This window comes from Aquicella siphonis, from assembly GCF_902459485.1.
Taxonomy (GTDB): domain Bacteria; phylum Pseudomonadota; class Gammaproteobacteria; order DSM-16500; family DSM-16500; genus Aquicella; species Aquicella siphonis.
Window position 1 is genome coordinate 490,443 of the sequence record NZ_LR699119.1, and the last position, 20,587, is coordinate 511,029.

The 20,587-nt window shown below is 50.4% G+C and carries 13 protein-coding genes and 1 pseudogene; 7 read left to right on the top strand and 7 right to left on the bottom strand.

Annotated features, from left to right (window positions below; all coding sequences use genetic code 11):
* The first annotated feature begins 68 nt into the window (after positions 1–68).
* Positions 69–1,094, top strand: a complete 1,026-nt coding sequence (gene cgtA, locus AQULUS_RS02380) for an Obg family GTPase CgtA (protein WP_148338257.1) — start codon at positions 69–71, stop codon at positions 1,092–1,094.
* Positions 1,095–1,234: 140 nt separating this feature from the next.
* On the opposite strand, the gene rpsT is transcribed toward cgtA, so the two are convergent.
* Entirely contained in the window at positions 1,235–1,519 is a 285-nt protein-coding gene (rpsT, locus tag AQULUS_RS02385; RefSeq protein ID WP_148338259.1) for a 30S ribosomal protein S20, read from the bottom strand.
* 287 nt (positions 1,520–1,806) lie between these two features.
* Here rpsT and murJ point away from each other — a divergent pair, with 287 nt between their 5' ends.
* A complete protein-coding gene (gene murJ, locus AQULUS_RS02390; protein WP_148338261.1) occupies positions 1,807–3,363 on the top strand; it encodes a murein biosynthesis integral membrane protein MurJ in 1,557 nt (518 codons plus the stop codon).
* Positions 3,364–3,372: 9 nt separating this feature from the next.
* Here murJ and AQULUS_RS02395 read toward each other — a convergent pair whose 3' ends face one another.
* Together AQULUS_RS02395 and AQULUS_RS02400 are read right to left on the bottom strand one after the other, a co-directional pair.
* Positions 3,373–4,122 (bottom strand): hypothetical protein, encoded by a 750-nt coding sequence (locus AQULUS_RS02395; protein ID WP_148338264.1) that lies wholly within the window; start codon positions 4,120–4,122, stop codon positions 3,373–3,375.
* 71 nt (positions 4,123–4,193) lie between these two features.
* The gene (locus AQULUS_RS02400) at positions 4,194–4,991 is read right to left on the bottom strand and encodes a segregation and condensation protein A (RefSeq protein ID WP_197737322.1); all 798 of its coding nucleotides are present in this window, start codon (positions 4,989–4,991) and stop codon (positions 4,194–4,196) included.
* 102 nt (positions 4,992–5,093) lie between these two features.
* Here AQULUS_RS02400 and AQULUS_RS02405 point away from each other — a divergent pair, with 102 nt between their 5' ends.
* Positions 5,094–6,059: an L-threonylcarbamoyladenylate synthase gene (locus tag AQULUS_RS02405; RefSeq protein ID WP_148338268.1), complete on the top strand. Its 966-nt coding sequence runs from the start codon at positions 5,094–5,096 to the stop codon at positions 6,057–6,059.
* A 268-nt stretch (positions 6,060–6,327) separates the two neighbouring features.
* On the top strand, positions 6,328–7,689 hold the full coding sequence (locus AQULUS_RS02410; RefSeq protein WP_232051815.1) for a hypothetical protein: 1,362 nt from the start codon (positions 6,328–6,330) through the stop codon (positions 7,687–7,689).
* Here AQULUS_RS02410 and AQULUS_RS02415 read toward each other — a convergent pair.
* From AQULUS_RS02415 to AQULUS_RS02425, 3 genes and pseudogenes are all read right to left on the bottom strand, one after another.
* Positions 7,617–8,657 (bottom strand): annotated as a pseudogene (locus AQULUS_RS02415) (MFS transporter); the annotation flags it as partial. The gene AQULUS_RS02410 and the pseudogene AQULUS_RS02415 overlap by 73 nt on opposite strands.
* A gap of 227 nt (positions 8,658–8,884) precedes the next feature.
* A complete protein-coding gene (locus AQULUS_RS02420; protein WP_148338272.1) occupies positions 8,885–9,685 on the bottom strand; it encodes an SAM-dependent methyltransferase in 801 nt (266 codons plus the stop codon).
* Between the two features lie 30 nt (positions 9,686–9,715).
* Positions 9,716–9,910 carry a hypothetical protein gene (locus tag AQULUS_RS02425; protein WP_148338274.1) on the bottom strand — a complete coding sequence of 65 codons (195 nt, stop codon included), beginning with the start codon at positions 9,908–9,910 and terminating at the stop codon, positions 9,716–9,718.
* 170 nt (positions 9,911–10,080) lie between these two features.
* Between AQULUS_RS02425 and AQULUS_RS02430 the strand changes: the two genes are divergently transcribed.
* Together AQULUS_RS02430 and AQULUS_RS02435 are read left to right on the top strand one after the other, a co-directional pair.
* A complete protein-coding gene (locus tag AQULUS_RS02430; protein WP_148338276.1) occupies positions 10,081–10,716 on the top strand; it encodes an alpha/beta hydrolase in 636 nt (211 codons plus the stop codon).
* Between the two features lie 155 nt (positions 10,717–10,871).
* Positions 10,872–12,074 (top strand): IS4 family transposase, encoded by a 1,203-nt coding sequence (locus AQULUS_RS02435; RefSeq protein WP_148338278.1) that lies wholly within the window; start codon positions 10,872–10,874, stop codon positions 12,072–12,074.
* 83 nt (positions 12,075–12,157) lie between these two features.
* Here the strand turns inward: AQULUS_RS02435 and AQULUS_RS02440 are convergent, their stop codons facing one another.
* Positions 12,158–20,071: a hypothetical protein gene (locus AQULUS_RS02440; protein ID WP_148338280.1), complete on the bottom strand. Its 7,914-nt coding sequence runs from the start codon at positions 20,069–20,071 to the stop codon at positions 12,158–12,160.
* Between the two features lie 287 nt (positions 20,072–20,358).
* On the opposite strand from AQULUS_RS02440, the gene AQULUS_RS02445 reads away from it, so the two are divergent.
* Positions 20,359–20,586: a FeoA family protein gene (locus AQULUS_RS02445; RefSeq protein WP_148338282.1), complete on the top strand. Its 228-nt coding sequence runs from the start codon at positions 20,359–20,361 to the stop codon at positions 20,584–20,586.
* Position 20,587 lies beyond the last annotated feature (1 nt).

Here is a 20,587-nt window from a genome sequence, read left to right on the forward strand (position 1 = left end):
CTGTCGCATCTTTTTGAATAATAAAAATATTGTATGCTTCAGTCCAACCGTATCTGAATGTGGTCATTATGAAATTCGTAGATGAGGCGAAAATTTATATCGAAGCCGGCAAGGGCGGCAATGGCGCGTGCAGTTTTTTGCGCTTGAAATTCATGCCGCTGGGCGGTCCCGACGGCGGTGACGGCGGTGACGGCGGCAGCGTGTATTTGCAGGCGGATGAAAGCATTAATACGCTGGTGGATTACCGCTATATTCGCACCTACAGAGCTGAAAACGGCGAGAAGGGGGGCAGCAGGGACTGCACGGGAAAAAGCGGCCAGGACTTGTTTTTGAGGGTTCCAGTGGGGACTATCGTTTACGATGATGATACGGATGAATTGATCGTTGATTTGACCATGGCAGGCCAGGTTGCCTGCGTGGCAAAAGGCGGGCGCCATGGCGTGGGAAATGCTCGTTTTAAAAGTAGTGTCAACCGCGCTCCGCGCAGAACAATTCCCGGTCAGGAAGGCGAAAAGCGTAACCTGCGGCTGGAATTAAAGGTATTGGCTGATGTAGGGCTGGTAGGCATGCCTAACGCAGGCAAATCCACTCTTATCAGTTCCATGTCGTCAGCACGGCCTAAAGTGGCGGATTACCCGTTTACTACGCTTTATCCTTACCTGGGTGTGGTTCGGGTTTCCCATTTTCGCAGTTTCGTGATCGCAGATTTGCCCGGATTGATTGAAGGGGCGGCGGAAGGGGCAGGCCTGGGCATACGCTTTCTGAAACACGTCGCGAGGACGCGTTTGCTTTACCACGTGGTTGATGTTGCGCCCGTGGACGGCAGTGATCCGGTAGAGAATGTGAAAGCCATTTCAGCTGAATTGGCCAAGTACAGCGATGATTTGATGAAAAAGGAATGCTGGCTGGTATTGAACAAGGTGGACTTGCTGATGCCGGAAGAGGCAGAGTCAAAATGCCGGGACATAGTCAAGAGACTGCGCTGGAAAGGCCGTGTATTCATCATTTCGGGCCTGGCCAGGCAAGGGCTGGATGAGCTTGCCAAAGAAACCATGCATTATCTGATTGACCAAGGGAGCGCTGGGGAAGAATAGCGGGCGATGAAAAAGCTGCCGGGCTGGCCAGCGGAGTTTTTTGGCGCCATTGTCCGGGTGTATCCGGAGGGAAGCGGGACAAACAAAAAACCCCGCAATAGCAGGGCTAGTGCAGGGATTTTATGGCAAAATCAGCAGACTTAAGCGTTGGCGCCGGCTTTTTCACCTAACTTTTTTACGTGCTGGGTCAATCTGCTCTTGTGACGCGCAGCTTTATTCTTGTGAATGATGCCCTTGTTGACCATGCGGTCTATCACGGGAGTTGCTTCCTGAAGAGAAGCAAGAGCTGCCTCTTGATTGCCTGCTGCAATCGCGGCAGTGACTTTCTTGATGTAGGTGCGAAGCATGGAACGCATGCTGGCATTGTGTCGCCGATGCTTTTCGGATTGGCGAACGCGCTTCTTTGCTTGCTTTGTATTAGCCAAGGTTCTTCTCCAAAATCTTTTATTTATCTAAGGTATGTTTCAAAAAGAGTGCGTAATATGCCCGCTTTTCAAGATATTGTCAATTTGAAATCGGTGGAAAAAAACACTCCCCAGGACCGTGGGCACGGTGTAAACTCATGCAAATTAAGGATTAGGTTGTCAACGCGGAATAAAACAAACCGCGCAGATGACCGGGGAAGACGGGTGCCCATTTCCCCCGGGGAACCTCTTGTTAAGATTCCCGCGGCCTGCCGCGGGGAATATACTTGAATTTTTGGTTGTGCGCCGTGAGCAAAAGTCTAGTCAAATCAACATCAATCGTTATCAGCATGACCATGATATCCCGGGTATTCGGGTTTATCCGGGACATGGTGACCGCCACCTTGTTTGGTGCGTCAGCGCAATTTGACGCTTTTTCCATTGCATTCCGCATACCCAATCTCATGCGGCGCCTGTTTGCGGAAGGCTCATTTTCCCAGGCATTTGTTCCCGTGTTGTCTGAATATCAAAAAACAAAATCCCGGGAAGAAGTACAACAGTTCATTAATTCCATGTCCGGAACGCTAGGGGCGGCGCTGCTGATCGTGACCCTGCTTGGTATCATGGCGGCACCTTGGATAGTCAGCTTGTTCGCGCCTGGTTTTGCAGGTTCGGGCGACCGTTTCGACCTGGCCGTGACCATGCTGCGCATCACCTTTCCGTATTTGATGCTGATTTCCCTGACGGCATTCTCCGGGGCCGTGCTGAATACCTACAGCCGTTTCTGGGTGGCGGCGTTTACACCGGTTTTTTTGAATGTCGTCATGATCGCGGCCGCGATCTGGCTGGCGCCGCATTTTGCCAAACCCATCATAGGGCTGGCCTGGGGCGTGTTCATCGCCGGCGTGATCCAGCTGCTGTTTCAATGGCCTTTTCTCAGGAATCTGCGGTTGCTGCCGCGGCCGCGTATTCATTTTCACGATCCGGGTGTCATGCGGGTTCTGAAATTAATGGTGCCCGCGCTTTTTGGCGTGTCGGTGGGACAGATCAATTTAATGATAGACAGCATGTTTGCCTCGCTCTTGGTGATTGGCAGTGTCTCCTGGCTATATTATTCCGACCGTCTGATGGAGTTCCCGTTGGGCGTTTTTGGCGTGGCTATCTCGACGGTGATTTTGCCGCATCTGTCGCGTCATCATGCCGCGCAGTCAGAAGAATCATTCTCTCTGACGCTGGACTGGGCGCTGCGCGCTGTTCTGCTGGTCGGTATTCCGGCCGGAGTAGTGCTTGCGGTCATGGCAGGGCCCATGTTGTCTACGCTGTTTCAGTATGGGCGTTTTGACGGCCATTCCGTTCTCATGGCGCAAAAAAGCTTGTCAGCATTCGCGCTGGGTATCGCGCCCTTCATGCTGGTGAAAGTCCTGGCGGCAGGTTTTTATGCGAAACAGGATTTGCGCACGCCAGTGCGTATTGCTGTCATCGCCATGATCACGAACACGATACTGAATATTATTCTGATCTGGCCGCTCGCGCACGCCGGTATTGCTTTATCCACCTCTCTGGCCGCGCTGGTGAATACCGGCTGCCTGTTATATTACCTGCGCCAGCGGGGTTTTTATCACCCGCGTGAAGGATGGCGGCTGTTTTCATTGCGCCTGATACTTGCCAACAGCGTGCTCGCCATCTGGCTGTGGATAGGCGCGGGCGATATTACCGCCTGGATCGCAAGCCGCGCTTCCTGGCGTATAGAACACCTGGCGTTTTTACTGGCATCTGCGGTGCTGGTGTATTTTGCCATGCTATGGTTGTCAGGCGTGCGCCTGCACCACTTGCTGATGCCGCAGCGGCAAGAGCTTACATCGTAACCCTTCTGATTATTCCGGACCTTCCTGGCCTGGTTCAGACGTGGCAGGTTTTTCTGCTGTTTTGACAGTTTCAGCGGCCCGCGGGGCGGCACCCGGCACAGCGGGAGGCGGTAATCCGGCCTTATCCTGGGCAGGCAGCATGTTGTATGCCTCCTGGTGCATGGCATTCAGCTTTTGCAGCAGCGACTCCATGTTAATGCCCAGCCTGTCTGTTTGTGCTTCCAGCTGTTGCCATTGTTTGGAAAGTTCAGACAATTCTTTTTCCCGTTCACTTTCCGATTTGGTATCCAGACCCTTGAGCTTGGTATGCAAGTTGCCCAGGAAAGTGGTGATGGCGTTGCCCAGTTCTTCTGCCTGCATTTGCCGCTGATTGGCATCGGCCTGCAGGGGGGCGAATTGCTGTACATACTGGGAATGAAAAGCCACAGTGGATTTGGATTGCTGCATTTTGGAAAGCGTGGCGGAAATATTGCCGCTGATATGAGCCAGTTCGTGGGATTCCACCGTTGTTCTGGCTTTGGCGCGTAAACGTGCGGCTTTTGCATCCAGTATCACCATGCTGAGAAAGGCCGCGTCATCGGTTTTTTCCTTGGGTAATTGATAAAAGGCTTCGGTAAGTCCTTTCATGACTTGCGCATGTGTGCTTTGAAATTTTTTACGCTCTTTCGTGCCAGGTTCGCCTGATTTGGACATCCCCGCCGCCAGTGTCTGGATGGGGGTTTCAGCTTCTTGTTTGTTATCAGATTCTGGTTCGGGCATACAGTCCCCAAAAATGAAATGGTTTTGTATAAGTATAGTCGCAAGTCCATGAAAATGAAAACAAGCAGTGGTCAGGCTGTCTTGGATTTGAGGTAGATGGGAGCAAACGGCGCGGCCTGAATGAAATCAATCAGGCTTTGTTTGAGCAACTCCAGCATGGCCAAAAAAGTGACCACAACTCCCAGCCGTCCTTCCTTGAGATTGAACAGGCTGGCGAAGGGGAAGTGATCTTTCTCCTGTATGGAGGTGAGAATGATGGTCATTTTTTCACGCACGGACAAGGCGTCAATCTGGATGTGGTGACGGGCGTTCAATTCCGCGCGGCGCAAGACATCCATGAGGGCATCCATCAAGTCGGTCATGGAAACGCTGGGAAGGGGTTTTTCCACAGCGATCTGGCTGCCATCCGCCTGGACAATAAAGAAATCACGTTCTTCGCGGGGAAAGAGGTTCAAATCTTCCGCAGCCTGCTTATAGCGTTCGTACTCCTGCAGCCGGCGCACCAGTTCCGCGCGCGGGTCGTCTTCCTCATTTTCCGTATCGCTGACACGCGGTAACAGCATGCGGGATTTGATTTCCGCGAGAATCGCCGCCATGACCAGGTATTCCGCAGCCAGTTCCAGGGATAATTCCTGCATCAAATCAATATATTCCATGTATTGCCGGGTGACGGCCGCGATGGGAATGTCCAGGATATCCAGGTTTTGCTTTCTAATCAGATAAAGCAGAAAGTCCAGCGGGCCTTCAAAGGCTTCCAGAAACACCTTCATGGCGTCGGGAGGGATGTATAAATCCTTGGGCAAGTCAATGACCGCCTGCCCTTTTACAGTTGCTATCGGTGCGGCAGGGGCCGGTGATGCGGCGGGCATTTCAGGTTCTGCTGGTAGTCTGTCGGCTTCGGTCATATGGGCTTATGTTAACTATCCTGAGCATAAAATGCTATATTAACCGCCCTTAATAGTGAGTTGATCATGATTACACCCGAAATTATCAAGGCAGCAGACATATTGCGCGCGGGCGGACTGGTAGCGCTTCCAACGGAAACCGTTTATGGGCTGGGCGCGGATGCGCGTAATGAAGCGGCGGTACGGCGTATTTTCGCTGCCAAGGAGCGGCCGTTCAACCATCCTTTGATTGTTCACCTTGCTGAGGCGTCGCAATTGACGGAGTGGGCCAGTGATATCCCCCCCGCCGCCTGGCAGCTCGCGCAGGCATTCTGGCCTGGTCCGCTCACGCTGATACTGAAAAAACAACCGCATGTACTGGATATTGTGACTGGCGGGCAAGAGACGGTGGGATTGCGCGTTCCCGCTCATCCCGTCGCCCATGCGGTGTTGAGCGCATTTGGCAGCGGCGTTGCTGCGCCGTCCGCAAACCGCTTTACTCACATCAGCCCTACCAGTGCGGCGGCGGTCAGGGAAGAATTGGGCGACAAGGTAGACTGGATACTGGATGGCGGTGACTGCGCCATCGGGCTGGAATCCACGATTGTGGATTTAAGCGGTCCTGTCCCCGTGATTTTGCGGCCCGGGATGATTACTTCACAAGCCATTCATGACGTGATCCACGCACCGGTTGCCGCTCATCAGGGAGTGTCGGAAGCGCGCGCGCCCGGCATGCATCACTTGCATTATGCTCCGCTGACAAAAACACGGGTGCTGGCCGCGGAAAAAATACCTGCTTATCTGCAGTCTCTCCCTATCACCGAGTTTCCCCTCGCATTGTTGACGCATACCAGCGGGCATGCAAGCGCGCGCAAGGATGTGCTGCATGTGCAAATGCCGGATCATCCCGGTGCTTACGCGCATGAACTTTATCGCACGTTGCGCACGCTGGATCATCAGGGATTGAAAAACATTATTGTGCAAGCGGTTCCTGACACCATGGAATGGGAAGCCATTCGTGACCGGCTGGCCAAAGCCAGCCAGCGCTCATGATATGATTCCATGATTACATCCCGCATGCTTGTCATTCCCGCACAAGCGGGAATCCATTAGAGCAACAACAAAAATAATATGAATATTACTCTCTTGTTCGATTGACAAATTCAAACAAGCAGATAAGATTGCCAGAAATTTTTTGCATGCAAGAAAAAACAAAATAAAAACCCCCCACGGATAGAGCGGCGCATGTTTTCTCAGGCGCAGCGTTTTGCTCTGCTTTGACGCGATTCCCTGCGAATCTGCACATACTGGATAACAGCGTATGATGGTGACGGAACATGACGAAAGAAACGGCGTGGTCAAAACGACCTGGAAGACGGTGCGTGAGCGCGTCGCCTGCGTGGAACCGCAGTTCACGAAAATCGTGGACCAATTAAGTCCCGATGACACTTTTCCACTCTACCTGGTTTATCTTCCTTATGGCGCGTTGAAAGGTGATACCCAAAGCTCATATATGCCGGACGGCAAGCAGGGTTATTACCGCCTGTCGGATCCGCAAGCGCCCGCTGATATAGTCAAACATCTGGGCTATGGGATGGGCGGTTCTCCCATGGGAATGGTATTGGAAAAACAGCTGGAATATTTCATCGATCTCAGACATAAAAAAATCACTATTCCCTGGCTGGTATATTCGCCGGGACATTTTTTTCCCTTTTCAACCTTGCTGGGATGCGAAAGCGACAGGATTTACGCGCCCAACGGACTGTTGACGGTGACATCTGGCGCGCGTTCCACTTTCATGCTGCCTAATATAGGCTGCAATACTCATCATGCCAATCTGAAACGGGACTTCAATATTCAGCATCTCGCGCCAAAAACATTGTATGACCACTGGTTCCTGTTCAGGGAAATCATCCGCAGTCAGACCCTGAAATGCGAATGGCGTTCCTGTCTGGTTTATTTCAGTGAAAAATGGGTCAATAAACTGCACACGGACAGTGCCTGGATGAAATTGAAATTATATCTGCATGAAATGGCGTGGCGTAAATTCGAATACGACAGAAACCGGATTTATTACGACATGGCTTTTTCACTGATTCAGGAAAAACGCAACCTCAAACCCAATCCCTATCTTACCGATACCGCGCGGCATTTGTTCGCTACCGCTCTGGGCGCGGTGCCGGGATATGTGCCCGCGTGTGATGACGCCGCGCTGCCGCTTAGTCAAATCCAGCACGCGTTTTCTGCTTCCTACGGCATGAAAAAATATCTTCCTACGCTGATGCAGCCCGCGCATTTTGATTTTTCCGCGCCTGGGGCAATGGTTTATTATTCGCTGCAGCATCCTTCCACGCATGTGTTTTCGCCCAAATCACGTGAAGTGTCCAGCACAATTGCTGAAATGCTGGAACTGGAATATATCATGCGTGTCTTTTGTGAAGAATTGTCGTGTGAAGCGAATATCTGCGCGGATACCGTCATTGGCAGGATTGCGAAAAGTGTGCGTTTTCATTATTTTCACAACAAGTCAGACCGGCAAGGCATTATTGCGCCGTCTGTGGAAATTCCGGCGCGAGACGCGCGTTTCATGCATGTGAACGATAGCGTGCGTCATTCCGGCGCGCGGTTCGCGGCGGATGCGCCATTCGTAAGAGGCTGCATAGGGATGAGTTCCTCAATGTAATAGTGATAAATCACGGCGGCGGCGAGGCAGACTGTGCCTATCAGTCCGCACACAAACCACAAGCAAGCTGCGCCAAACCCCTCATAGAGATAACTTCCCGCGGCCGGCCCCAGGATACGGCTGACCGCGTAGACCAGTCGATAACCTCCCAGAACCAGGCCTTTTTTATCGGCGGGCGCCTGTTCGTAACATATCAGTTGCGCGACAGAAAAAAACAACATTTCTCCGGTGGTATAGAGAAGACAGGCAAGAATGACCAGAGAAAAATGTAAGGCGAAGATCAGCGTGAACATGCCTGATCCCAGCAAAAACGCGCCCGCGCCCATGATTAAAACCGGAGGATAACGGCGCAGATGACAGGCAAGCGGTGTCTGCAGCAAAACGACCAGGAAGGTGTTTAACGCGAACAGCCAGCCAAACCCGCCCAGGTGATAATGCGGAAAAGCATGATGCACAAAGAGAGAATACGTGCTGCCGAGCTGGGAAATGATCAAGCCGACAAAAAACAGGCTGCAAAAAACCGTGAGCAGTGTCAGGCGCATGGACGACGCATGTGAAGAAAGGCTTGAATCATGAGAGGAAACACGTGCGCGCGGACTGGATGAAAGAGACGGCGGGAAAAATAGCAGCAGCATGGCGGCGCCGGCCAGCAGGATTGAGGAAAACACAGCCAATAATCGCAAGTCATGATCCAGAAAGACGCTGATGATGACCGCAGCGAGACCCAGACCCAGGTTTGACGCAGTTTCCATCAGGTTCATGACTTTCAGTCTTTCCGGATTTTCAGTCCGGCATAACGCAAATGCCCAGAGAAAATTCGCGGTGATAAAACTGTAAGTGGCGGCGCCAAGAAAAAATAACGCAGCCATGAACGTGAAGGGAGAGCGCAGCGTTGACAGACAGAAAAAGGCAATTCCCTGCGCGAGCAGGCTGATTACGGCAATATGACGCGGAGAATAGCGGTCTGCCGTACCCCCCCATTACACTGCCGGCCATGGTTCCCAGGCTGTAAAACGCAATGGTGAAGCCTGAGGTGGTAACGGAAAAATGCAGCTGCTGCACGAAATAAAGCGGTAAAAAATAACAGATGCTGATGAGCAGCGAATCCAGGCCGTGCAGGAAAACGAATAACCAGCAGGCTGGCTGCACGCCTGCATAATATTGCGTATATTTTTTCAAACGTGATGGCAGCCGGTCAGACATCGGTTTTTGCATGGACTTCCATGATTCCCAGTTGTTGCAGCATACGCATATCTGTGGGCGGTTTGCGCGCCGGTGGAATGTAGAGAGTGGTCATGCCTGAAATGCCGGCGTTCGCCAGATTTTTCAGCGGACATTTTTCAATACGCGAGGCGATGTGCGGATATTGGCTGCCTTCGAACAAGGTGACCGCATGCGAATCAGGATAAACTTCGCCAAGTCGTTCCACCAGGAGTTGCGTGCCGCGGCGGTGATCATGTGCGTCATGACGGGTCAATATGCCTATCATGCTGACTTGCCACAGCAGCAAGTGACTGCAGCCGTCAAATGCGCGGCGGTGAATTAAAAAATCGGTCGCTTCATAAGATTGGCAGCCGGCAGAACCGGGATCAATCTGCAATTCGGAGAAAAGATAGGCGTCAGCGGAAATCCCGGGCAGCATGACAGCGGTGTGTCCCGCGAGTCTGGCTTGTATGACTGCCTCCAGCGCGGGCCGCGCGAACACGCCGGGATGGCCTTCCAGCACCACACAGATGTGCCGTCCGCATTCAAGCGCTTGCAAGATGGTGCGGGTCATCGCCTGATAAGCAGAGGCGCGTTTCGGATAATCGTAATAAGCTTTTTCCAGTGACTCCGCCTCGGGATGTCGCGCAAGCAGCCATGCGCGCATGGCTGGATCGTTGACCAGATACAGGATTTTGTCGGCGGCTTCGATTACGGCTTTCGCTTCGATAGTCAAATGCGACATGAAGCGGATACCGCTGCCGACCACCGTAAGAGAACTCATTTTTGTCATGTGGATAATGGATTCGTTATTGCCGGCGCGTCAGATTTCAGTGACCGTGCGCTCATGGATAGTGATTTCATGCGGGCGCGGTTGAAGAGCATGTTTCAGTGCCTGTGCGTTTTGCTCACGAAATGCGTCTTGCACGGCCGGAGGCTGAGCGGCAATCAGCGTTTTCACTTCAGGCTGGAAGGCAGGCATTGATGCGAGCGCTGTCAGAAATTCAATAGTGTTCATTCATGGTTGCCCTGATAAAAAAGTATTACCCGTGGTTTTGTACAGCGATGATTGTCACATGATTGATTTTGCGCGCATGGTAACACGAGGGCCGGGAAACAGTCGATGAATTTTCATGTTCTGCCATCGGGAGAGGATTCAGTTAACGGGATTTATGCTATTATGACGGCATGATTACCACACTCACCAAAGAAGCGACGCAAGTTATAACCGGCCCGGCAGGCAAGCTGGAAGTGGCCGTCAGTGAACCCACGGGCCCGGAACGCGGTGCGCTAGGCATAGTCTGTCATCCGCATCCGCTGCACGGCGGTACCATGCACAACAAGGTGGTTACCACACTGGGAAAACTGTTTCAGGGAATGGGGCTGGTCACGGTACGTTTTAATTTCCGCGGCGTGATGCGCAGTGAAGGTCGTTTTGATCACGGCAATGGTGAGCTGGATGATTTGCTGGCCGTGATGGACTGGATGCAGCAGGAACGTCCGCAGCAGGAGATCTGGCTGGCCGGGTTTTCATTCGGGGCTTTCATAGCCGCGAAAGCGGCGACGCGCGTGCCGGTGAAAAAACTGGTGACGGTCGCACCGCCTGTGCAGCATTTTCCCATGCGGGATTTACCGCCTATCCCTTGCCCCTGGGTGCTGGTGCAAGGTGAGCTGGATGATGTCGTCCCCGCCAGGGAAGTCCTGGAATGGGCGGAAGCACGCGTACCCAAACCTGTTATTATCCGCTTCCCGCAAGCCGGACATTTTTTTCACGGACAGCTCGCGGAATTACGCATACAGATTGAAGCCGCTCTTAGGGAGTGAGTGGTTCCTCACCACAAACAGGATTTTCACCACCGTTCGCCCTGAGGCTGAACGCTCCCCTCAAAATTTCTCATAAAAACCATAAAAACAAAGAGTAGAAAAATTGCATAGTGAAGTTAAAATCCAAATTCGACCAAGAATATGGAAACCTCACTATGCAAGGGAAAAAATTATTACATAAATTTATGCAAGAATCTTCATTCTTGCATAAAAAAGTACTAGATACGTTAACCATCACCTGTGATGGTTTGCTTAAAGCAAAAAAGTTAAGTGTGACAGCGTTAGGTAGGGCAATTGCTAGCAAAACACCGGACAAGCACGCTATCAAACGTGTTGACCGGTTAGTTTCCAATCCAACCCTAGAAGAACATAGAGGTTGTTTCTATAAAGCGTTAGCGGAAAAAGTTGTGCCTAAAACAGGGTGGTGCCCCATTCTTGTTGATACTAGTTGTTTAACTGCGGATAGTGAATTTCAACTCATAAGGGCATCGCTTGCACTTGATGGCCGAGGATTTACTTTATTTGAAATGGCTTATAGGAACGGGACGTTAAGTCAGATATATGAGATATTTTTAGAGAAATTGAATGAGGTTTTACCTGAAGAGAAAGGACATGTCATCCTTATTAGTGATGCTGGGTTTCATAATAAATGGTTCCATTTGGTAAAGAAGCAAAAGTGGGATTTTATTGGCAGAATTCGTCAAGATAAGCATTATACTACCGCCGATGGAAAAAGTTTCCCTTGTAAGTCCCTACACAAAATAGCCACTTTAAAGCCTACACATCATGGAACTGTTTTCTTATGCAAAAAGAGTCATAACAAAGCAATTATATGTGATTTGTATAGCATAAGGAAAAAGATCAAAGGCAGGAAAATGAAAACAAAAAAGGGGGCTATTAAGCGGGGAAGTTATAGCAAGGCGTTTGCTAAAGGCCAAAAAGAACCCTGGGTGTTAGCAAGCTCACTACCTAAAAACAGCTTTAATCCTGAGCAGATTGTTCGATTATATTCCTTTAGGATGCAAATTGAAGAATCTTTCCGGGACATGAAAAATAACAAATATGGTTTTAGCTTTAAAAACACATTAATCAGAAGTGTTCGGCGATTAAACGCACTCATGCTAATCGCTGCCATTGTAAATTTCATTGTGTGGTCGGTAGGGGTGATGGCGGAACAAAAAAAATGGCATTTAAAATGCCAATCCAACACCTCTAAAAAACGAACATTGTCATTATCTTACTTAGGGGCAATCATCCTGAAGTCGACATATTTCCAAATTAAAACCTCAGAAATAGAGAATGCAATTAAAAATATCATTATCCCCTCAGACCTCAATATAATGGAACGGCAATTTTGAGGGGAGCGTTCAGGCCCTGAGGAGGCGCACAAGGTGCGCCGTCTCGAAGGGCATGAAACTAAAAATCAAATGCAACTTTCCCGCTATCCAGGCCGCCGTGTATTGTGCAAAGGCACTTCGGCTTCCGATGTTTTGGCGCGAATCTCTCGTTTTTGGATTTTAGCCTGATCGCGGCCGAGTTCTTTGGCTTTTTCTCCGTAAATTTCCTGTCCTTTTTCCTTAATGGTTTTTTGAACTTTTGTCCTGAAATCAGCTTTTTGCGAAGCATTGCGCGGAGGTAACTCTACGCCGCTCCCAATACGAGGCACAGTATAGCCTCTTAGTTCACAATATACGCATATAGCTTCAGCCAGGCGCGGATGCATATTGCCTTTCAAAGTGATGGGCAGGTTTTTATTTGGGTTTCCAAAGTTGAAATTTTCTGCTTCTTTTGCAGCCAGCATGATCAGTTGTTCGTCACTCATCTTGGTAATGTCACTCTGGGTATAGTAAAACCGCGACTGATACGCATTGTTTTTTGTTCCCTGCACGGTGACAAATTGTTTGGTGACCGGTTGATCTTGTGCATCCTTGGTTGCGATGGCGGTTGTTTGCACCCTGACATCGGGGCCGTCGAAACGCTCGGATTTTTTCATGCCCAATGCGGTTTCAGTTGTCATCATACCGCCTAGGAGACCCCCCGCCTGCGCATTTGTCCCTAACCCTAGATAGGCATGGACTTGCGCCATGATCTCGTCTTCACTGGGGTTTCTTAATACGACATGCTCGTCAGCCAGGCAGTTGACCAATTCGACACGTCCTTGCGGCTGGTTCCACACGGCTTCATTCAGCTTTTCACGGCATTCTTCAAGACGCTTCATTCTCTCGTCAATCTTCCGCTTTTCGTCCGGGCTGGTTGCTGCCGCGAATTTTTCTCGCAACTTGGCCAGAGCGATGTCTATGCTGTCAATCATTTTGTTGCATTTACGCGCAATCTGGTTTCTGCGCAATTCATCCGTGGGCGAAATGGACCCGCTGCGACGTTCCATTTCAGCCTGATAGCGGCTGGACAGTTTTTGATAATCCATTAATATCTGGCCGTTACTCAGCAGATTTTCAGCATCTTGCCTTTGTTCCGCGAAAGCAGTTTTCGCAGCCTTGAAAGCGGTTTCAAGCTCGGTGTTGGTGCGGTCTTGAGCCGGGAATGCAGGATTTGCCGGTAGCGGGTTCAGTGGTAAAGTATTTAAATCCAAAGGACGTGGTTCCGCTGGATACATCTTCTCTAACAGTTCCATTAACGGTTCACGCAACGCATGGCCTTCTCTCAACCCATCTGGTGCCGATTTCAGGATATCTACAAGCCCACTTGCAAGAAGTCTCATGTTTTCCTGGAAGCTCTTCCGGTAAATCCAGTTGAATGACACATTATCCAGCGCGGTTTCAAGCCCGCCAATCAATATGTGCAAATCGTCCTGCTGATCATGCGTCAATTGCCGCTGCGCGGGTAATGGCGGCAATATGGGGGCGATAGCATCATTAACGCGCTTGAACTCACCTGCTGCTGTAATTTCCCAACCTGGGGGTCTCGGATTTGCTTTTAATCCCTGCAGGTGTTGATACAGTCTGTCAAGATCTGCTCTTTGCGGGTGAGTCGGATCCAACCCTCCAGCACCCGGGTCGGTCAAAATGGCGAGAGATTCGATAGCCTTGTCAATGGTCTCATCACTGATATGGGGAGCGGGAACCGGTACAGCTTGTCCGGGTTCTAGTCCCAGGTCATCCACAATCAAACGCTGCAAGTCACGCAAGTACTGGCGCTGGTCGGTCGATAATCTGGCCGCTCCCAGAGGCACGGGCGGGTTTTGCGGCGGCAAATGGCCTGCCGTATGCCGCATGGCTTCGGTGATGGCGAGATTGATGGCTGCTTGCTGTTGTGGATTGCCTGCTGGCTGGGCAAGAGCATTATGCAGCTGATCAAGCCCGTCCAACAACTTATGCCCTGTTGGCAGAGCGTGCGCACCTCCCTGACGCAGTGATGTCAAATGCTGCTGGATTGCGGGAGCAAGAGGGAATTGCGGAGCCTGACTATGCGTGACTAAAGCGGTATGCAGATTTCTCAATGCCTGCTGCTGATTTGGCGTTAGATAATACTGTTGCAACAAAGACAACGGCTGCCCCTGCGCTTTGAGATCAGTGACGACACGATCAAGTGCAATCAGATTATTATAAGCTGGATCAACTTGCCCTTGCGGCGGCTGAGGCGGCAGAGCTCCACCATTAGCATCCATATAGGTATTTAAAGCATGCGCCTTGTTTTTTAAGCTTTCTATCCTGCCTTTCAGCGGATGACTGGTGGGCAGGCTTATATCCTTCACAATGTCATGAATGGCCTGGTAATTCTGCGCGCCCGGCGGATTATGCGCCGCCAGAGCCTGCTGCAACGCATCCAGCTGCTGATGCTGCCCTGGCGTCAGTGGCGGAATGAGCGGGATGAGGGGTTGGGGCGGCTGAGCCAGTTGCTGCTGTCTTTGCGTGAGTGCGGGGCGGATGATATTCACAATATCATTGGCTGTGAACCCGCCAGGAGGCAATACACCCTGTATACCGGCGGCGGTAAGCGCCTGGTTGAAGGCGACGACCATACCGGGGCCTGCGTTGATGGCTTGCTGTGCCAGTATCAAATTACCAACATGGGGCTGTCCGAGGTTGGCGATCTGTTGCGCGATCTGCTGGGCTGTCAGTGGCAGCGGCGGCTGAGCCAGTTGCTGCTGTCTTTGCGTGAGTGCGGGGCGGATGATATTCACAATATCATTGGCTGTGAACCCGCCAGGAGGCAATACACCCTGTATACCGGCGGCGGTAAGCGCCTGGTTGAAGGCGACGACCATACCGGGGCCTGCGTTGATGGCTTGCTGTGCCAGTATCAAATTACCAACATGGGGCTGTCCGAGGTTGGCGATCTGTTGCGCGATCTGCTGGGCTGTCAGTGGCAGCGGCGGCTGAGCCAGTTGCTGCTGTCTTTGCGTGAGTGCGGGGCGGATGATATTCACAATATCATTGGCTGTGAACCCGCCAGGAGGCAATATACCCTGTATACCGGCGGCGGTAAGCGCCTGGTTGAAGGCGACGACCATACCGGGGCCTGCGTTGATGGCTTGCTGTGCCAGTATCAAATTACCAACATGGGGCTGTCCGAGGTTGGCGATCTGTTGCGCGATCTGCTGGGCTGTCAGTGGCAGCGGCGGCTGAGCCAGTTGCTGCTGTCTTTGCGTGAGTGCGGGGCGGATGATATTCACAATATCATTGGCTGTGAACCCGCCAGGAGGCAATATACCCTGTATACCGGCGGCGGTAAGCGCCTGGTTGAAGGCGACGACCATACCGGGGCCTGCGTTGATGGCTTGCTGTGCCAGTATCAAATTACCAACATGGGGCTGTCCGAGGTTGGCGATCTGTTGCGCGATCTGCTGGGCTGTCAGTGGCAGTGGCGGCTGAGCCAGTTGCTGCTGTCTTTGCGTGAGTGCGGGGCGGATGATATTCACAATATCATTGGCTGTGAACCCGCCAGGAGGCAATACACCCTGTATACCGGCGGCGGTAAGCGCCTGGTTGAAGGCGACGACCATACCGGGGCCTGCGTTGATGGCTTGCTGTGCCAGTATCAAATTACCAACATGGGGCTGTCCGAGGTTGGCGATCTGTTGCGCGATCTGCTGGGCTGTCAGTGGCAGCGGCGGCTGAGCCAGCTGCTGCTGTCTTTGCGTGAGTGCGGGGCGGATGATATTCACAATATCATTGGCTGTGAACCCGCCAGGAGGCAATACACCCTGTATACCGGCGGCGGTAAGCGCCTGGTTGAAGGCGACGACCATACCGGGGCCTGCGTTGATGGCTTGCTGTGCCAGTATCAAATTACCAACATGGGGCTGTCCGAGGTTGGCGATCTGTTGCGCGATCTGCTGGGCTGTCAGTGGTTGAGGCTGTGGCACTGGTACTCCCAGCTGATGTCTTGCTGCTGCTATTGCTGCATCATATGCGAGTACTGCTCCATGTCCGTGAGTTTGTTGATTATACTGAGCTAGGCCAGGGTTTAACTTCGCTATATCTGCTCGCACCTGAGGATTCTGAAAATCCCGTCTGCCGTGATGGAGCAGTTCTTCTATCAGAGGTTTAATGATCTGTGAATCTGGTGCGGGTTTTGCCAGTTCATTCTTCAATTCACCCAGCAAAGTGTCAGTGGTTTTAACTTGCGGCGGGCGCGCCAGCGCGTCACGTAGCGGTTGGGGATCGCCTTCATATTCAGTGCCTGGATTATATTCGCGGAGACCTGAATTTCGTATTCCGTAATAAATGTAATCAGGTGTGTCTTCTCTACCGTACAATTCTTTCGCGATATGGCTAATGCTGTCCCAGTCTGGTTCATCTTCTCTCAGCGCCTGATTTAAATTGTCAATTAACTCTAGTGTTGCTACTGCGCGAAGATCCGGCAGTTCGTGTGCATGTTGTTCGCCCAGCGCGCCTGTTGTTTGCGGTCTGGGGATTTCTACATGAGGTATTACTGTGGATTTTAATGGTTCAGGCAGTATGTCATCCAGCTGCTTATATAATGAAACGGCTCGGCTGTAACTGGGTTTATCCTTCTCGAGCTCATCTGAGAGGCTTGCCAGCATGCTGTGCACAGGATGTGATTTGTCGAATGTACCCATGCAAGAAGCGACCATGCCGGATGCCGCCGTCTTGTTTCGATCTTTTTGATCTGCTGGGAATAAATTTTTTTCAATCGATTGTTTTAATAATCCCAGCGCGCGTGACTGTTCAGGTGTCAGCAGCGGCGGGATGCGTAAATCAGATGGAAGCGTGGCGTCGAATTCCTGGCATAAGCGGATGACTGTTTCTCTGTTAAAATCAGGGCTAGTTTTACCCACCTCAGCTGATAATGTTTGTAAGGCTTTAGCTGTTGCGCCTGTTGATGGCAAGCCAGATGATAATAACCCAAGTTGTAGATCCAAGCCAATATTCTGAGTATCATCCATAAACTTTTGAATTTCTTTTCTAATCTCTTTGATAGCTTCTACTTCGGCTTGTTCGAATCGGGGAAGCCGGGCTCTCATCAGCACATCTGGAACTTCAACACGAACAGTTCGAGCCTTTTGCGCCTCTTTATACCGTGCTGCGGCTTGTCTGGCAGATTGTAATATTGAATTGGCTTGTTCAAAATGGTTTTTAAGCTCGACCGCATTGTCTCGATTTGTTGCGAATTCAAGCGGTAAATTTTCCAAAGCCTTGACTGCTTTTCGCAGCTGTGCAATTTCCGCTGGATCTTCAGCAAATAAGCTCATTCCGGGACCAGCATCATATTGATTTATTATGCTTTCAAATTTACGTTTTTCTTTACCTACAAGCTTTGCTGCTTTCTCAATATTCGCTTCTGATGTGTCGTTTGCGTCAATGAGTTCTTCAATCGGCGCACTGACGGTAGTTACAGGACGGACCCCCAGTTTGTTGCCCGGATTCTGAGGAAATTGCTTTCCGAGGCTTGGGGGCAGGGCAGAGAGGAATTCAGTGTACGCCTGAGAGGCAGTCTTAGAGCTATATTCATCGTCACTAATATCTGTTGCCTTTGCCAGGGATGCGAGTGCGTCATGAAGCGGATGGGTTTCAGGAAATGTGTCTTTGAAGTTTTTCAAAGTGGAGAAAATGGAATCATCCCAGACTGGTAACTGTGCGGCTTTGCTGAGTTCATCCATCAGCTCTTGCTGAGGACCAGTGAGTCTCAACTCGCCATGGGATGTATCCTCATAGGGGTAAACAAAGTCCGCATACTTCGGAATGACTTCCGGAGCTTGTTTTACAACCGCAGTAAGAGCTAGTGGCTTTAGCTTGTCTTCACTTTTTAGCTCTACGGGAAGTCTCTGATAGAAACTATTAAATTGTATTCTGACTTCCGTTAAATCCGGATGTTCTTGATTCAATGCCTCTGCCAGCGCATTCAGACTTGGCTTGAGAGGGGATTGACTGTCAATTTTCTGATTAAGTTGATCTACCGCTTCACGATAGATTGTCAGGTCAGTGTTTTTCGGTGCATCAATGTTATGCAACACTTCCGCCAAGGGTTTCAGTGTCAGAAAAGCTTGTTCTAGATCAGGCGTAGAAGATAATTGCTGTGCGATTACCTGTTGCGCAACATTACGTTGTATGTTTTCGAGTATATTCGGGATTTGATCATTATCCCGTTGCATGGATATCAGCAATTTACTCGCCTGTTGTGAAAGCTCCAGTGTTCTTCTTTCAAGCGCTTCCAACCGTTCTTGGTCAATCACAGGCGCGCTGGTACTGGCTGTTTCTGACGGCATCATGAGAGACTTTGCTTCTAGTGCTAATGCTTGCACTTCCTCAAGCATGCTTGCGGTTTGGCGGTTTAGCCGCTCTCGCATTTCTACGAGGGGAAGAATGGCTGCAGAAGTGGCTTCGCCAGAATCAGGCAGAGTCCTTAAACTTTCTGCAATGAGTTGCATATTTCTTTCAATTTCCGATGATGCTTGTTGTTGTGCGCGAGCAATTAACAGGCTTTTTTCATTTAAGGCCTGCATTCTCTCTTGCAGTGATTCGGCAGTTATCGCGCCTTCAGTGGATGCCAGACTTGAACCTGTCACTCCTTCTCTTGGCGCAGTGAAGCTGGCCTCCTCGCTAGGCGCTGCAACTAGTTGTTTGGGAAACTGGATATCAAGATGTTGATCAGCATTCCATTGTTCAAAAGCTTTAACGAACTGGCTATAGGCTTCAAGAATTGATGAATGGATGTTTGTTTCAGTCCAATGCTGATCCACCGCAGATTGTAATGCTTGCAAGGGTTTAAGCAGTGTGTGCCCTGTGAATACTTCTTCGTAATTCCTCAAAGTCACAGACATTGCTGTTACATTGTCTTTTTCACTCGCATCTTTGCTGAGTCTCTCAAGTATTATGATTTTTGGGTCTTTTCTTAACACGCGTGGTTCTCCGTATGATTTGTCTGTAGTTTTTCTGGGGATTTGTTCAAGTTCATCTTGTTGTGTCGGCGGCGGGCGGCGCTCTGTGGGAGCGGAAGATATACCTAAATCCTGCAACTCTGCGGTAGTGCGGGATGGCGCAGATTGTTGCGCGGCCAGCTTGATCTGCTCGCTAATGGTTTCAAGGATCTTGCCAACATTTGCAGCCAGGTATTTTAGATGTCCTCTATCTTCAGTGCCGGAGTCGCGCGCAGCCTGTTTGTATCGCTCTAGAGATTGCTGGTCTCTTATAATTTGCTGTTTGATCCTTTGAATCGTTTGATTGTCTGCTAAAACATCTGTTTTGGCTAGCGCCGCACCCAGTTTAGCCAGCGCCGCACCCAGTTTAGCCAGCGCCAGTTCACTTTGCAGGATTAATATTTCTTTCTCGTACTGTAATTCAGTTGAAAAGCTTGCTGTGAGACCTGGCGTTTCGGGCGGTTGACTGAGTAGCCGATCAAATTTTCTTAATGCTTCTTCCGCCCGGCGAAACGCCGCCTGCAGATGTTCATCAGGAGAAGGGTTTTCTTCTTGGGCAGAAGCGAGCAACGCTCTTAACGTCTCGACTTCTCGTTTATGATTGGAGACGATGAGTTTTATCTGCTCCACTTCGTTCGCACTGAGTGTGACGGGTTGAGCTGCCTTATCTTTTTTTTCTTTTTTCTGTTTTTCTTTTTTGGGAGGAGCAAGTTTGGCTTGTGCTGACTTAATCAACTCGATTGCGCCATCCAGTTTTTGTTCGTCAGGTTCGTTATCATCAACATCCACCTTTACAGAGCCTACGCTGGCTTGAATTTTTCTATACTCCTCAATGGCGGTCTTGATTGTCGCATTGGCGCTTTCAGTGCCGACAACAGCATAAATGTCGTCAAGCGATGATTTTTTTGTAATATTGGGCAGGGCTTGAGATGTGGCGGCTTTTTTGATGGCTTTTTCAAATTTGGAAAGCTTCTCCTCGACCTTCCCCATTTTATTTTTTAATTTCTTGCCCATATCACCCCTCTCCCCGTAAACGGCTTGGTCATTCTAGTTATCTAGTTATAGAGACATACACCTTTTATAGACCAGAGTTCATTAACCCAGGCTTAAACAGACGATCACTTCCTAACCAGTGAAAACCGGGAGCGTTATATTTATAAGCATTTGTTTTTATTCACAGGCCCTCATTTTACCATATTGTAGCCTGACTCGCACCTCCTGAATGAGAATAATTCTCATTCTTATTGACAGGATTGGTCCTGCCGAGTAATACTCTTTCGTATCACTATAAGGGTATTTTCATGCACGTCAATCAACTCCGGATTGGGCATAAGGCGCGAGTGCTTTCTATAGGGCGAGGCGATCCGGCTTACCGCCAGCGTCTTTTGGCCATGGGTCTGGTGCCCGGCACGGAATTCACCGTGCTGCGCATGGCGCCGCTGGGAGATCCCATTGAAATCCAGGTGCGTGGTTACGCCCTCAGCCTGCGCAAAAGTGAAGCCAGTATTTTGACCATAGAAGAAGTATGAA

Coding starts and splice junctions, on each gene's coding strand:
- AQULUS_RS02405 (WP_148338268.1), top strand. CDS start 5,094: ATGATTACACCCGAAATTATCAAGGCAGCAGACATATTGCGCGCGGGC.
- AQULUS_RS02410 (WP_232051815.1), top strand. CDS start 6,328: ATGATGGTGACGGAACATGACGAAAGAAACGGCGTGGTCAAAACGACC.
- AQULUS_RS02435 (WP_148338278.1), top strand. CDS start 10,872: ATGCAAGGGAAAAAATTATTACATAAATTTATGCAAGAATCTTCATTC.
- AQULUS_RS02395 (WP_148338264.1), bottom strand. CDS start 4,122: ATGCCCGAACCAGAATCTGATAACAAACAAGAAGCTGAAACCCCCATC.
- AQULUS_RS02400 (WP_197737322.1), bottom strand. CDS start 4,991: ATGCCCGCCGCATCACCGGCCCCTGCCGCACCGATAGCAACTGTAAAA.
- AQULUS_RS02420 (WP_148338272.1), bottom strand. CDS start 9,685: ATGACAAAAATGAGTTCTCTTACGGTGGTCGGCAGCGGTATCCGCTTC.
- AQULUS_RS02440 (WP_148338280.1), bottom strand. CDS start 20,071: ATGGGCAAGAAATTAAAAAATAAAATGGGGAAGGTCGAGGAGAAGCTT.
- cgtA (WP_148338257.1), top strand. CDS start 69: ATGAAATTCGTAGATGAGGCGAAAATTTATATCGAAGCCGGCAAGGGC.
- AQULUS_RS02425 (WP_148338274.1), bottom strand. CDS start 9,910: ATGAACACTATTGAATTTCTGACAGCGCTCGCATCAATGCCTGCCTTC.
- AQULUS_RS02445 (WP_148338282.1), top strand. CDS start 20,359: ATGCACGTCAATCAACTCCGGATTGGGCATAAGGCGCGAGTGCTTTCT.
- AQULUS_RS02430 (WP_148338276.1), top strand. CDS start 10,081: ATGATTACCACACTCACCAAAGAAGCGACGCAAGTTATAACCGGCCCG.